This window comes from Catenuloplanes nepalensis (genome assembly GCF_030811575.1).
Lineage (GTDB): Bacteria > Actinomycetota > Actinomycetes > Mycobacteriales > Micromonosporaceae > Catenuloplanes > Catenuloplanes nepalensis.
In genome coordinates, this window is record NZ_JAUSRA010000001.1 from 3,063,258 (window position 1) to 3,077,187 (window position 13,930).

11 protein-coding genes and 1 tRNA gene are annotated in these 13,930 nt (G+C 73.5%); 9 read left to right on the forward strand and 3 right to left on the reverse strand.

Features of this window, described 5'->3' with window-relative positions; genetic code table 11:
- Positions 1–134: 134 nt before the first annotated feature.
- Both J2S43_RS12970 and J2S43_RS12975 read right to left on the reverse strand, forming a co-directional pair.
- Positions 135–1,004, reverse strand: a complete 870-nt coding sequence (locus tag J2S43_RS12970) for a helix-turn-helix transcriptional regulator (protein WP_306829216.1) — start codon at positions 1,002–1,004, stop codon at positions 135–137.
- Between the two features lie 40 nt (positions 1,005–1,044).
- A complete protein-coding gene (locus J2S43_RS12975; RefSeq protein WP_306829218.1) occupies positions 1,045–1,359 on the reverse strand; it encodes a substrate-binding domain-containing protein in 315 nt (104 codons plus the stop codon).
- A 129-nt stretch (positions 1,360–1,488) separates the two neighbouring features.
- On the opposite strand from J2S43_RS12975, the gene J2S43_RS12980 reads away from it, so the two are divergent.
- From J2S43_RS12980 to J2S43_RS13010, 7 genes are all read left to right on the forward strand, one after another.
- Entirely contained in the window at positions 1,489–3,123 is a 1,635-nt protein-coding gene (locus J2S43_RS12980; protein WP_306829219.1) for a cellulase family glycosylhydrolase, read from the forward strand.
- 178 nt (positions 3,124–3,301) lie between these two features.
- Positions 3,302–4,171 (forward strand): LysR family transcriptional regulator, encoded by an 870-nt coding sequence (locus J2S43_RS12985; protein ID WP_306829221.1) that lies wholly within the window; start codon positions 3,302–3,304, stop codon positions 4,169–4,171.
- A gap of 57 nt (positions 4,172–4,228) precedes the next feature.
- Entirely contained in the window at positions 4,229–5,044 is an 816-nt protein-coding gene (locus J2S43_RS12990; RefSeq protein WP_306829222.1) for an SDR family NAD(P)-dependent oxidoreductase, read from the forward strand.
- A gap of 105 nt (positions 5,045–5,149) precedes the next feature.
- Positions 5,150–5,280 (forward strand) — tRNA-OTHER (locus J2S43_RS12995).
- A 22-nt stretch (positions 5,281–5,302) separates the two neighbouring features.
- Complete coding sequence (locus J2S43_RS13000; protein ID WP_306829223.1) at positions 5,303–7,429, forward strand: TerD family protein; 2,127 nt, start codon at positions 5,303–5,305, stop codon at positions 7,427–7,429.
- A 201-nt stretch (positions 7,430–7,630) separates the two neighbouring features.
- Positions 7,631–7,798: a hypothetical protein gene (locus tag J2S43_RS13005; RefSeq protein ID WP_306829224.1), complete on the forward strand. Its 168-nt coding sequence runs from the start codon at positions 7,631–7,633 to the stop codon at positions 7,796–7,798.
- A gap of 90 nt (positions 7,799–7,888) precedes the next feature.
- A complete protein-coding gene (locus tag J2S43_RS13010) occupies positions 7,889–8,614 on the forward strand; it encodes a tetratricopeptide repeat protein (RefSeq protein ID WP_306829225.1) in 726 nt (241 codons plus the stop codon).
- A 59-nt stretch (positions 8,615–8,673) separates the two neighbouring features.
- Here the strand turns inward: J2S43_RS13010 and J2S43_RS13015 are convergent, their stop codons facing one another.
- The gene (locus J2S43_RS13015; RefSeq protein WP_306829227.1) at positions 8,674–9,981 is read right to left on the reverse strand and encodes an NHL repeat-containing protein; all 1,308 of its coding nucleotides are present in this window, start codon (positions 9,979–9,981) and stop codon (positions 8,674–8,676) included.
- Positions 9,982–10,169: 188 nt separating this feature from the next.
- Between J2S43_RS13015 and J2S43_RS13020 the strand changes: the two genes are divergently transcribed.
- Entirely contained in the window at positions 10,170–11,192 is a 1,023-nt protein-coding gene (locus J2S43_RS13020; protein ID WP_306829228.1) for a zinc-dependent alcohol dehydrogenase family protein, read from the forward strand.
- Positions 11,193–11,230: 38 nt separating this feature from the next.
- Positions 11,231–13,849, forward strand: coding sequence for a hypothetical protein (locus tag J2S43_RS13025; RefSeq protein ID WP_306829229.1), 2,619 nt, complete (start codon positions 11,231–11,233; stop codon positions 13,847–13,849).
- Positions 13,850–13,930 lie beyond the last annotated feature (81 nt).

Sequence of the window (13,930 nt, forward strand, 5' to 3'; positions counted from 1 at the left end):
GCCTTTTCAACCTGGCCTGTGCGGCTGACGGCATGGCGGCAGCCGCCGGCCCGGGTACGCCAGATCGAAAAGCTCAGTGGCCGCACTCTATGAAACAAGATCGCTGTTCGTAAAGATCTGACGGCGAAGTGTGATCACACTGTGGACTCCGCGACCTGTTCCGTCGCGGCCCAGGACGCGAGCAGCGCGAGCGCGTGCGCGGACGGCGACCCCGGCTCGGCCGCGTAGATCGTCATGCTGAGGTGCTGCTCCGCGCGCAAGCCCATCGTCTCGTAGGCCAGGGAGAGATCGCCGACCACGTGGTGCCGGAAATTCTTGACGCCGGTCCCGTGGATGCGCACGTTGTGCGCGCCCCACCGCCGGCGAAAGTCGTCGCTGCGCGTGGAGAGCTCGCCGACCAGGTCGTGCAGCCCCTTGTCGTGCGGGTCGACGCCGGCCGCGGTGCGCAGGTTCGCCACGGTCATGTCCGCGAACAGGTCCCAGTCCGGGTAGAACCGGCGTGCCGCCGAGTCCAGGAACGTGAACCGGGCGAAGTTCGGCGGCCGTGTCCCGTCGAGGAGCAGGTCGCTGTGCATGGCCCGGCCGAGCAGGTTCGCGGCGACCAGATCTGACCGGCTGTTGACCACGATCGCCGGGCTGGTGATCCCGTCCAGCGTCCACTGCAGGCTGGGCCGGACCGTCCACTGCTTCGGCCGGCGCGGCGTGCGCATCAGCGCGTTGCTGCCGTTGGCCTCCTGCGCCAGGTGCAGCAGGTGCCCGCGCTCGGCCTCGTCGAGCTGTAGTGCCCTGGCGATCGCGTCGAGCACGCCCGCGGAGACACCGGCCAGCGCGCCGCGTTCGAGCTTCGCGTAGTACTCCACGCTCATCCCGGCGAGCGCCGCGACCTCGGCCCGGCGCAGCCCCGGCACCCGCCGCTGGCCGGCCGCCGGGATCCCGGCCCGCTCCGGTGTGATCTTCGCGCGGCGGGTGGTCAGGAAGTCGCGCACCTCGGCTCGGTTGTCCACCCCTCCGACGGTACGACCTGCGGACGCCCGGTGGGATGCCCTATGAGGGAACCCCGGTGCTGCCCCGCGCCGTGAGCGTGGTGGCCGGCTCCAGCCCGGCCCGGGTGTCCGCCTCGCCGCGGCCGAGCGCGAGCGCCAACTCGGTCGCGGTCGCGGCCATCTCGGCGAGCGGCTGGTGCGTCGTGGTCGGCGGCGGCTCGACCGGCGCCGCGACCGGCAGGTCGTCGAAGCCGACCACGCTCAGGTCGGCCGGGATGCGTACCCCCCCCCGTCGCGAAACGTCCCGGCAGGCCGCAGCACTTTCCGGTAGGCGCAGCGCTTTCCGGCAGGCCGCAGCGTAGCGACGGGCATGCATGACCGTCAGTCGGAGAAATTGACGTTCGTCGTTGGAGGCGCGTAGCGTCCGGGACGAGACTTTCGCGGCGCCGGGAGCGAGACGACACGACGGAGGGCAACCGTCATCCACTCCGTTCTGGAGATCCTCATGAGAAGACTCGCCGTCATCATCGGCATGATCGCCGCGCTGCTCACCACCGGCGCGGGCGTCCCACGACCCGCCGCCGCGGATCCGGTCGCCATCGTCGCGGCCATGCAGCCCGGCTGGAACCTCGGCAACACGCTCGACGCGATCCCGGACGAGACCGCCTGGGGAAACCCGCTCACCACCCGTGAGCTGCTCCGGCACGTGCGCTCCCAGGGCTACAAGTCGATCCGGCTGCCGATCACCTGGAGCAACCACCACGGCCCGGCCCCGGCCTACGCGATCGACGCGGCGTGGCTGGCCCGCGTCCGCCAGATCGTCGACTGGTCGCTCGCCGAGGGCCTGCACGTGATGATCAACCTGCATCACGACTCGTGGCAGTGGCTCAACGCGACCCCGCCCGACACCGAGCGATACACCGCGCTGTGGGGCCAGATCGCGGCCGAGTTCCGCGGCCACTCCCAGAAACTGGTGTTCGAGAGCATCAACGAACCCCAATTCGCGGGTACGGCGGAGGACTACCGCACCCTCGCCACGCTCAACGCCACGTTCGTGGATCTCGTCCGGGCGACCGGCGGCGGCAACGCCACCCGCCTGCTCGTCCTGCCCACGCTGCACACCAACGCGGACCAGGAGCGGCTCGACGCGCTGGCCGCCGAGTTCGACGCGCTCGACGATCCACACCTGGCCGCGACCGTGCACTTCTACGGCTACTGGCCGTTCAGCGTCAACATCGCCGGCGGCATCCGCTACGACGCCACCGTCGAACAGGACCTCGTGGGTACGTTCGACCGCGTCCACAACACGTTCACCGCCCGCGGCATCCCGGTCATCGTCGGCGAGTGGGCGCTGCTCAACTGGGACCACAACCGGCCCGGCGTGATCGAGCGCGGCGAGTTCCTCAAGTTCCTCGAGGCGGTCGGCTATCACGCCCGCGTGCGCGGACTGACCACGATGCTGTGGGACGCCGGGCAGTTCCTCGACCGGGCCACGCTGACCTGGCGCGATCGGGGCGTCCACGACATGATCCGGGCGAGCTGGACCACCCGCTCCGGAACCGCGTCCGCGGACCGGATCCACCTTCCCCGTACCGGCGCGATCTCGGCTCGGTCCTTGACCCTGAACCTGAACGGCCTGACGTTCAGGGGCCTGACCGGGCTGCGGGCGGGCGCGGACTACACGGTGTCCGGCAGCACGCTGACGCTCACGCCGGCCGCGCTGACCCGCCTGGCCGGCAACCGCGCCTACGGCGTCAACGCGAGCATCGAGGCGCGTTTCTCCGCGGGCGTGCCGTGGCGCGTCGACATCGTCACCTCCGACCCGCCGGTGCACTCCGCCGCGACCGGCACCACCACATCGTTCGCGATCCCGACACTGTTCCGCGGCGACCAGCTCGCCACCATGGAAGCCCGTTACGCCGACGGCACCCCGGCCGGACCGGCGAACTGGACGTCCTACAAGGAGTTCTGGCAGCACTTCCAGCCCGACTACGCGGTCGGCACCGTCCTGCTCAAGCCGGAGTTCTTCGCCGAGGTCGCCGACGGCCCGGTCACGCTCACGTTCCACTTCTGGAGCGGCGAGCGCACCACCTACCTGCTGACGAGGTCCGGCACCTCGATCACCGGCACGCCGGCCTGATCAGCACGACTTCGCGGTCAGCCGGCTCAGCGCCCCTTCCGGACCCGACACGAACCCGTGCGTGGAGGCGAGCAGGATCGGCACTGACCGCAGCCGATCACGGATCAAGGCCGGGTACCGGTATCGTCCGCTGATCTGCGGATCAGGGCGTACCGTGGCGGTCTGGCATTCTCGGTGGGTGGCCGACCTGGAACTGCGACACCTCGAATATCTGGTCGCCGTGGCGGAGACCGGGAGCATCACCCGGGCCGCGCGGCGGCTCATGCTGACGCAGCCGGCGCTGTCGCGGGCGTTGCGTGCGCTGGAGCGTACGGTCGGCGTGCCGCTGCTGGTGCGTGGTTCGCGCGCCACCGAACTCACGCCGGCCGGATCGGAACTGCTGAAGGACGCCTACGACCTGCTGGACCGGTCCAGGGTGGCGCTCGCCCGGGCCCGCGGGACGGAGACGGTGACCGTCACCGCACCCGCCTGCGACGTCGTCGCCGTGGCCGCGGCGGGCCGGGACTTCGAGGCGCGGCATCCCGGCGTCGCGGTGAACGTGGTGCCGCGCGACTGGCTGTCGACGGAGGCGCTGCGCGCCGGCGCGGCGGACGTGGCGATCCTGCGGGACTCCTTCGACCGGCGCGGCCTGGCCGTCGAGCCGATCATGGACGAACCGCGGATGGTCCTGCTCGGCGCCGGTCACCCGCTCGGCGCGCGGGAGCGGCTGACCGTCGCCGACCTGCGGGACGAGACGTTCACCTACTGGTCCGGGATGTCCGGTGCGGAGGCGGCGCACTGGACCGGCTCGGACGTCGACGGGCGCCCGCGCCGGCAGAGCGTGCGGATCGGCTCGGTGACCGACGTGCTCGCCGCGGTCGCGCTGGGACGGGCCGTCGTCTACGCGCACGGCTCGACGCTGCCGGAGCTGCTGCCCGGCATGCAGGTGCGGCCGGTCGAGGACCTGTCCGCGAGCCGCCTCGAGGTCGGCACGTCGGCGCGGGACGCCGGCCCGGCCGCCCGCCGGTTCGTGGAGCACATCCTGCGGTGGACTGCCTGGCGGGCATGAGCGGCCCTGCCCGATCGGCATTACCGCCGGGGCCGTCCCCGGGGTTGGATTGCCGGCATGCAAGATCATGCGACTGTCGTCATCACCGGAGCCAGCTCCGGCATCGGGCTCGCCGCCGCGGAGCAGCTCGCGGCGCGCGGCTTCCGGGTCGTGCTGGTCGGCCGCACCGAGCGGCGGCTGAACGCGGCCGTCGACCGGGTCCGGGCGGCCGGGCAGGGCCGTGAGCCGGGCTGGTTCCGGGCCGACTTCGAGCGGCTGACCGAGGTCCGCGCGCTGGCCGGTTACCTGCTGGACACGTACCCGCACATCGATGTCCTGGTCAACAACGCGGGCCGGCGGGTGCTGTCCCACCGGCTCACCGAGGACGGCAACGAGGCGACGGTGCAGGCCAACCACCTGGGACATTTCCTGCTCAGTGGGCTGCTGCGGGATCGGCTGCGCGGCGGCCGGATCATCAACACCGCGGTGCGGCCGGCGGCCAACGTCCGGATCGATCCGGACGAGCTGAACATCCCGGCCGAGCGGTATCGCAGCGTTCCGGCGTACCAGATGACCAAGGCCGCGAACATCCTCTTCGCCATGGAGGCGGCCCGGCGCTGGCCGGACGTCCTCAGCATGAGCTTTCACCCCGGCCTGGTGCGCACGAACATCGGCGACGACACGGCGTTGCGGTACTTCTTCCGGTACGCGCCGTTCCTGATCAGCCCGGAGCGGTCCGCCGCGGCCATGCTGCCCCTGATCACGTCGCCGGCGGGCGACCTGCGCAACGGCGGCTTCTACGCGGGCGGGCGGCTGCCCCGGCTCACCCGGCGGATCTTCACCCCGGAGATCGCCGCCCGGCTCTGGGACGCGTCGGAGCGCGCGCTCGCGTGAACACGGCCACCGCGAGGAACACGGCAGCGTGGCCACCTCGTCCGGCGTAGCCCGCCGGAGGTAAGTCGATTGCCCGGGTCGTGCGGGCGTGTGAAGATCGCGTGTGGGTCGCTAGCTCAGCCGGCTAGAGCACCGGGCTTGGTAGTGCGTCCGCTCTCCGTCCTCGTACGGTCATGGGGGTGCTTCCTTCTCCTTTCTGGACCCGGAGGTGCGGGGTTCGAGTCCCCGGCGGCCCACTGTCGATGAGGGGAGGCGCGCATGCTGGAGAAGCTGATCATTGCGAGGACGCTGCGCGTGCCGGCCAGCACCGGTGCGGCCGGCGACGGCGGGGCCGTGGCCCGCCAGCTGGACGCGGTGCTGCTCGACGCCGGGTTCGCCGCGTCGCGCGAGCTGCTGGAGCACGTGGGCCGGCTGGCCCCGGGGCCGGCGATGGACCTCGCGGTCACGGCCGTGGGCGCGGTCCGGGAGCTGGTCGGCGACCACGTGCGGCACAACGCGTACTTTCTGCGGTTCCCGGACGGTGTGCCGGACACGCTGGAGTTCTGGGCGGAGCGGATGGGCGCGGCCGTGCACGCCGGCGGGGGCCCGCCCGGGCCGGTGAACCTGCTCGACCTGCCCGGTTACGGCACCTATCAGCACACGTACGCGGATCTGCTGGCCGCCCACGACGCGCTGATCGCGTCGGCCGGTGACCGCCTCACGCTGCTGCGCCTCGGAGACACCGCCGAGGCCGAGGCGGAGCGGCTCTACCTGGCGATGGCCGGCGGTGCCACACCGCTCGGCGAGGCCGGCCTGGCGGCGCTGAGCCAGCTCGCGCTCGCCTGCGTGGACGGCCCGCAGCCGGCCGCGATCCCGGTCCGGGAGAACCGGGCCGTGCTCAACGGCGTCCGGCTCGTCCTCGGCCGCCCGCTGGTCGCGGTCGACACCACGACCGACGTGCTGCGCCTGGCCTGCCACGTCTCCGGCGGCGACGCGACGCTGGCCGGGCCGACCCGGTTCCGGGCGTTCCCGCGCCGGGAGCGCCGGGTGCTGCTGGCCGCGCTGCACGACGTGGTCACGGCCAGCCCGGCCAAGCTCGGCGACGTCGCGCGGTACGCGGAGCGCTGGAAGCGGCTCGGTGAGCGCCTGCACCCGCACGAGTTCCCGCAGTGGCCGCACGCACGGGACGTGTTCGCGGTCGCCCGCGGCGAGCGCCGGGTGCCGTCGCCGGCCGGTCGCGCCGAGGCCGCGTTCCGCACCGGTGACGTCGGCGCGGCCGCGTCCGCGCTGTCCACCGCGCCCGGTCTGCTGCTGCGCTCCGCGGACCGGCTGCTGCGGTCCGCGCCCGCGGACTCGCGGGCCACGGTCGTCGGCGCGGTCGCCGGCGCGCTCGGAAGCGCGTCCGGCCGGGTGCTGTGCTCACTGCGCGAGCACGTCGCCAACCGGCGCGTACCCGCGTCCGCCCGCATGTTCGTGGGCCGCTCCCGGCGGGCCTGGGTCGGCCCGGACACCCGGGCGCCGCTGCCGGACGACCTGGTCGCGGAGCTGTCCGCGCTGCTCGACGCGGAGATCGCCGCGCGGCTGCCCGCGCTCGACCGGCCGCTGCTGGTCGACCCGGCCGTGCGGGACGTGGCGCTGCCACTGTCCGGCAAGGCCTCGGCCGGCGGTTTCGCGGTGCTGCCGCGCGGCTCGCGGGCCACGGTCACCGGCGACCTGCTGCGCTTCTTCACGTACTGGCGGCAGGCCGGGCGGCGCACCGACTACGACCTGTCCGTGCTGCTGCTCGACCGCGACTTCCACACCGCGGGCCAGGTCTCGTGGACGAACCTGCGCCACACCAGCATCGTGCACTCCGGCGACCTGACCGAGGCACCCGCCGGCGCGACCGAGTTCATCGACGTGCCGCGCGCCAAGGGCGAGCGCTACGTGGTGCCGCAGGTCAACATCTACGCGGGGGAGTCGTTCGACGAGGTCGCCGAGTCGATGTTCGGCTACCAGACGCGGGCGAAGCGCCAGCGCGGCATGCCGTTCGACGCGCGCACCGTCCGCGCCCGCTCCGAGCTGCGCGGCGACGGCCGGGTCGCGCTGCCGATCGTGTTCGCCGAGGGCGCGCACGGCTGGCAGGCCATCTGGCTGCACCTCTACCTGCGGGGCACGCCGTCGTTCAACCGGGTGGAGGGCAACACGTTCACCATCGCCGACCGGGTTCGCGCGCTGGTCGAGCGCCGCTACCTGACCGTCGGCGATCTGGCCGACCTGTGGCGGGCCCGCGCCGACGTGCGCGTGTGGGACGGCCGCGCGCCGGACGAGCCGGTCACGTTCATCGGCCTGGAGGCACCGGCGGACCTGCCGGACGGCTCCGACATCTACCCCCTGGACCGGCTCACCGAGCTGATCCCCGGGTAGCATCGGCGCTGACAGCCGAGGCCATGCGGGCGCTTCCTCCTACACCGTTCAATTCGGTGACTCCGCGCGAGCGGAGTCTGGCGCACCAGCACCCGCGCTCTCCTCGGCTGTCTCCATGCGGCGAGCCCGCTGCGGTTTCCGGGACCACCCGCGGCACGTGCAGGGTGCCCCACTGCCGTCCCGGCCACCACCCTGGCCGGAGTGACCGGTCTGCTGATGCGGCCGGCCGGTGAACGCCACGCACCGGGACACGTGCCACGACGACTCCAGACGCTCGCCGGCCCGGCGAGTCACGTCCCGGCGCATGAGACGGCCGAGCAGGCGGTCGTCGTCACCTACGCACTGTCCGGAGACGGCTTCGCGCCATGAGCAGCTACCGGCCGCTGCCCGGCACAGCCGGCCGGCTGCTGATCGATGCCCCGATGCGTGGCACCGCGACGACGGTGTGATCCTTGATCAATGACGTACCTCAGCGAGGCCCGGGCCGCGTTGCGCCGTGGCGATACCGACACCATGCAGCGGCTGAGCGATGTGGAACTCGTCCGGGCGCGGGACGCCGGAGATCTTGCCGGCGAGGTGGAGGCGATATCCATGCTGGCCCGCACCGCCATGTTCCGCGGCGACTACGGCACGGCACGGCGGCTGGCGGGCGAGGCCGCCGATCGTGCGGGCGCCGGCGGGGACCCGGCACTGGAACTGGTTCCCGTGCACGTGGCGGCCGCGGTGGAACTCGTCGCCGGTGACCTGGAGAAGGCTCGCGACGCGTTCACGCGCAGTCTCGCGCTCAACGAGCGGTGGGGCGACGCCAGGACGGTCGCGCGTGAGCAGTTCAACCTCGCCACCATCGCACTCAAACTCGGCGACGCCGCCCGCGCCACCGAGCTGCTCTTCGCGAGCCGGCGGCACGCGCTCGACGCGCACGACACCGACGCCGCGATGCTGACCCACCACGCGTTCGCGGGCGCGATCCTGGCCGAGGCCCAGGGCGACACCCGCCTGGCCACTCGCCGGCTGGCGGCGGTGGAGTCCGTGCTCGCCGCCACCGGCGAGGTCCTCGTCGCGGGCTACGCCGCCGACCAGGCCGCGCTGCGCACGACGCTGCGCGAGCGGCTCGGCGCCGACTTCGACGCCGAGTACGCCGCCGGCGCGGGCCAGGACATCCGCGAGCTGCTCACCGCCATGTGACACGGCGGTCACCGGATCCGCCCGGGACGTAGCCGGTGACCGCCCGGCGGGGTGCGCTGTCACAGTTGGTAGGCGGCGAGGGTCAGGTCGTAGAGCGTGGCCGGGGTGTAGGACTTGCCGCCGATGACGAGCGGGCCGGACGGGTGCACGGCGACGGCCAGGCCCTGCTCGAAGATGCGGCCGGGCAGCAGCACGTCGGCGACGACGCCGCCGGTGCCGAAGGACGGGTCGAGGGTGCCGGTGGGGGTGTAGCGGGCGGCCAGGAACGAGGACGGGCCCGAGTCGCGCAACGCGTAGCCGCCGACGACAAGGCTCCCGTCGGGCAGCAGCGCCGCGTCGGTGCCGGCGTCGTCACCGCCCGCGCCGGTGACGTCGGTGTAGGTGACGCCGCCGGTGCCGAACGCCGGGTCGGGCGTGCCGTCCGGCAGGTACTGGGCGACGACCACGTCGTCCGGGAGGCCGCCGACCGGCTGGGAGCCGGCCGCGCCGACCGCCACGATCCGGCCGTCCGGGCGCAGCAGCACCTGGTGGGCCGACGAGCCACCCGGCGTGAGCGCGGGACGGACCACGCCGCCGTTGCCGAACGACGGGTCGCGGGCGCCGGACGGCAGGTAGCGGACCAGCGTGAGCTCGACCGCGATCAGGTGCCGACCGTAGTTCCAGCCGGAGGTCCCGCCGACCACGATGCCGCCGTCCGGCTGCACCACCACCGCGCTCGGGCCCTCGATCGGGCTGCCGCCGCCGTTCGGGGAGGGGCCGGCGACCGTGCCGCTGACCACGCCGGCGGTGCCGAACGAGGTGTCCGGGGTGCCGTCGGCGAGGAACCGGGCGACCGTGAACCCGGTGCCGCCGCTGACGACGACGACAGTTCCGTCCGGTGCCACGGCGACCGCGCTGGCGGAGCCGTACGCGCTGCCCGCCGGGGCGAGCGTGGTGCCGGCGGTGCCGAACGACGTGTCCGGGGTGCCGTCGGCCATGAACCGGGAGACGGCGAACCGAGTGCCGGCCGAGCCCGCGACGAGCAGCCGGCCGTCCGGCTGCACGGCCACGCCACGGCCGACGTCGGTCAGGCCGAGCCCGCCGACGTCGATGACCACGCTGCCGCCGGTGCCGAACGCCGGGTCGGGCGTGCCGTCCGGCAGGTGCCGCACCAGCAGTGTGTCGGGGCCCTGCGCGCCGGCCGCGAGCGTGGCACCGCCCGGCAGCGCGGCCAGTGCGTTGAGCTTGTCGTCGGTGGGCGTGTCACGGACGACGATCCCGCCGGTGCCGAACGCCGGGTCCAGCGCGCCGGGTGCGGCGTGCGCCGGGCCCGGCGTACCGATGATGATGATCGTGATCGCAGCCGCGACGGCCGCTGTGCGTTGCATCGTCGCTCACCTCCAGGTGTCCATTTGCGACTGACGTCATCCGAGCAGTCGCCGCCCGCGCGGTCGAGAGCGGCGCGGAAACGAGACAGAGGTGCCCTGGCGGTACGTGTTTCGTCAGTGACTCCCACGGCGCCCGCGGATGGCGTTTCCTGGAGGACGTACACGTCCTGGACGAGGGAGAACACATCATGCGTGGCGTCGTCATGCACGCACCCGGCGACGTCCGGGTGGAGGACCTGCCCGATCCGCGGATCGAGGCGGCCACGGACGCGGTCATCCGCGTCTCCGCGACCTGTGTCTGCGGTTCGGACCTGTGGCCGTACCGCGGGACCGACAAGGTCGACGGGCCGGCCCGGATGGGCCACGAGTACGCCGGGATCGTCGAGGAGGTCGGCGCCGAGGTGAGCACGCTGCGGCCCGGCCAGTTCGTGGTCGGCTCGTTCTGGGCGTCGGACAACACCTGTGAGCTGTGCCGGGCCGGCTACCAGAGCGCGTGCGTGCACCGCGTCCCGATGGGGGCGCTGGGTTCGCAGGCGCAGTACCTGCGCGTGCCGCTCGCGGACGGCACGCTGGTCGCGACGCCCGAGGTGCCGCCGGCCGACCTGGTGCCGGACTACCTGGCCGCCTCCGACGTGCTCGGCACCGGCTGGTTCGCCGCGGTCGCCGCCCAGGCCGGGCCGGGGAGGACGGTCGCGGTCGTCGGCGACGGCGCCGTCGGCCTGCTCGCGGTCCTGGCCGCGAAGCAGCTCGGCGCGGAACGGATCATCGCGATGAGCCGGCACGAGTCCCGCCAGCGGCTGGCCCGCGAGTTCGGCGCGACCGACGTCGTCACCGAGCGCGGCGACGACGGCATCGCCCGGATCAAGGACCTGACCGGCGGGCTCGGCGCGCACTCGGTCATCGAGGCGGTCGGCACGCAGGAGTCGATGACGCAGGCGATCCGCTCCGCCCGTCCCGGCGGCGACGTCGGCTTCGTCGGCGTCACCCACGACGTGAGCATCGACGGCATGGAGATGTTCTGGTCGCTGGTGCGCCTGCACGGCGGCCCGGCACCGGTGCGCCGGTTCCTGCCCGAGCTGATGGGCCTGATCGGCGACCGTACGATCAACCCCGGCCGGGTCTTCGATCTGGACCTGCCGCTGGAGGAGGCGGCCGAGGGCTACGCGGCGATGGACGAGCGCCGCGCGATCAAGACCCTGCTGCGCCCATAGGGATCGAAATATCGATGTGCATGCACTAGACAGTGTTCATGCGAAGAACCCTGGTAACGGCCGCGCTCGCCGCGGTCCTGGTGGCCGGCACCGGCGTTCCGGTGTCGGCCACCCCGCCCGGTGACGCCCCCGGCTGGTCCGTGGAGGACGGCCGGCTGACCTGGCGCTCCGACACGGTGGTGCCGATCGGCGACGCCATGGTCGAGTTCTGGGCCGGCGACCGGCTGCTCGGCCGCCCCACGCCCGACGCCGACCAGCGCACGCTCCGCCTCCGCGTGGGCGCCGCGCCGTTGCCGGACGGTCTCACCGTGAAGGTCGGCGGTCGCGCGCTCGACGCACCGATCGCGTCCCGGGCACCGGCCACCGACCCCGTCATCCCGGCGCCCCTGCCACCGAACCCGGTCGATCCAGGCATCAAAGGCCCATATCCGACGGTACGGGGAGGCTACGAACTTCCCGCCGTGACGCTGCCCGGCCTGCCCGCGCCGGTGGAGATGCTCGCCGAGGTCGTCGCGCCGCGCGACGCCCCCGGCGCCCGGCCGCTCGCGCTGTTCCTGCACGGCCGGCACCTGTGGTGCTACGCGCCGGACGGCGGCTCCGACTTCGTCCTCGACTGGCCGTGCGCGCCCGGCAGCGTGCCCGTCCCCAGCCACCTCGGCTACCTGCAGTCCCAGGAGCTGCTGGCCTCGCAGGGCTACATCACGGTGTCGATCGCGGCGAACGGCATCAACGGCCAGGACGCCGAGCTCGACGAGGCCGGTGCGGACGCCCGCTCCGCGCTGGTCCGCCGGCACCTCGCGCTGTGGGCCGACCCGGCCGCCGCACCCGCGATCGTGCGGTCCGTCCCGGCCGCGGACATGTCCCGGGTGCTGCTGATGGGTCACTCGCGCGGCGGCGAGGGCGTCAACCGGGCCGCGATCGACTCGCTCACCCCGGGCCGGCCGGCCCCGTGGACGATCCGCGGCCTGGTGCTGCTCGGGCCGACGATCTTCGGGCAGAATCCGGCGCCGGACGTACCCTCGGTGACGATTCTGCCCGGTTGTGACGGCGACGTCATCGACCTCCAGGGTCAGCTGTTCGCGGACGCCACCCGCGGCGTCAGTAAGGGCCGCGCGCTGCACAGCGTGCTCTACGCGATCGGCGCGAACCACAACTTCTTCAACACCGAGTGGACGCCCGGCCAGGCCGTCGCGCCCGCGTCGGACGACTGGAGGATCCCGGAGGACCGGGTGTGCGGGCCGGACTCGCCGGTCCGGCTGCCCGCGGCCGTGCAGCAGACGATGGGCGCCACCTACCTCGCGGCCGCGGCCCGGCTCTTCGTCGCCGGCGACGACCGGGTCCGGCCGCTGCTGGACGGCACCGGACGCCGGGCGCCGTCGGCCGACCCGGCCCGGGTGCTCAGCCACGCGGTCGGCGGCAACCGCACTCCCGCGGTCCTGCCCGCCGGCGGCTACCGCACCTCCGGCGGCGCGCGCCTCTGCGACCAGGCCAGCCTGGACGCCGACGTCGCGTGCCTGCCGTTCCCGATCTACGCCTCGCCGCACTTCGCCGCGTTCCGGTGGCTGTTCGACGAGCCAGGCCGGCACGCGATCCGCTACGACTGGTCGACCGCCGGCACCCCGATGACGGTCACCCCGCCCACCGCCGCCCGGCTCGGCAGCGCCTCGCACCTGGCGTTGCGCCTCGCCGTGCCGGAGAACGCGCCGGCGACCACGTTCGGCGTGTCCGTGACCGATTCGGCCGGGCGGACCACCGCGCTCGGCGACGTGACGCCGGCCGGGCTGCCGGCCGGAGTCACCGGCACGCCGGTCTGGGCGCAGGAGGTCCGGGTGCCGCGCAAGGGCGTCCGGGACGTGGCGAGCCTCGTGCTCACGCCCCGCGCCGCGACCGGCACCGCCTGGCTGATCGACGCCTGGGGCTGGTCACCCGGCACGCCCGACCCGCGCACCACCGTGCTGCCGCGCGTCGACGTCGCCGGCCGCGTGGTCACCGAGGGCGGTCCCGGCGACGAGCGGACCTACCAGATCCCGGTCTCGATCACCGGCAGCGGCTCCGGCCGCGTCCGCCTGTCCATCGTGCAGCCGAACGGTGCCTCCAGCGTGACCTGGACCGCCACGATCCGGCCGGGACAGACCAGGATCGACGTGCCGGTCACGGTACGCGGTGACGACGTCTGGAACCATGACCGCGAGATCGTCGAGGTGCTGGCCAAGGCGGAGGCCGGCGTGGTCGTCGGCGACCACGTCGGCACGGTCGACATCCGCGACGACGACCCGGCCGGCACCGTCACCGTAGCGGCGGTCACCGGCGCCGTCACCGAGGGCGGCACGCTCACCTGGCGGCTCACGCTCTCCGCGCCGTCGGAGTCCGACTACGACGAGGTGCTGTTCGTCGCGTTCCCGCCGGCCGGCGGCCGGGAACTGTCCACCGCCGACGTCGACCCGGGGTGGCTGATGGACACGTTCGGCGTGCCGGCGGAACCGGCCAGGCCGCTGTCCGAGGTCGTCTACTGGTGGCCGTACATCCCCGCGGGCGAGCTGACCGCGGAGTTCACCATCCCCACGATCCGGGACGGCGCGGCCGAGCCCGCGGAGACCGTCGAACTACAGTCGATCTTCGACGAGCGACCGCCGCTGACCGGCACCGTGACCGATTAACCCGATTCGGGGGTACGCCTTACGCGTACCCCCGAACGGTTCCTTACGGGTCCGGATAGGCCGAAAGTCGTAGCGGATCCA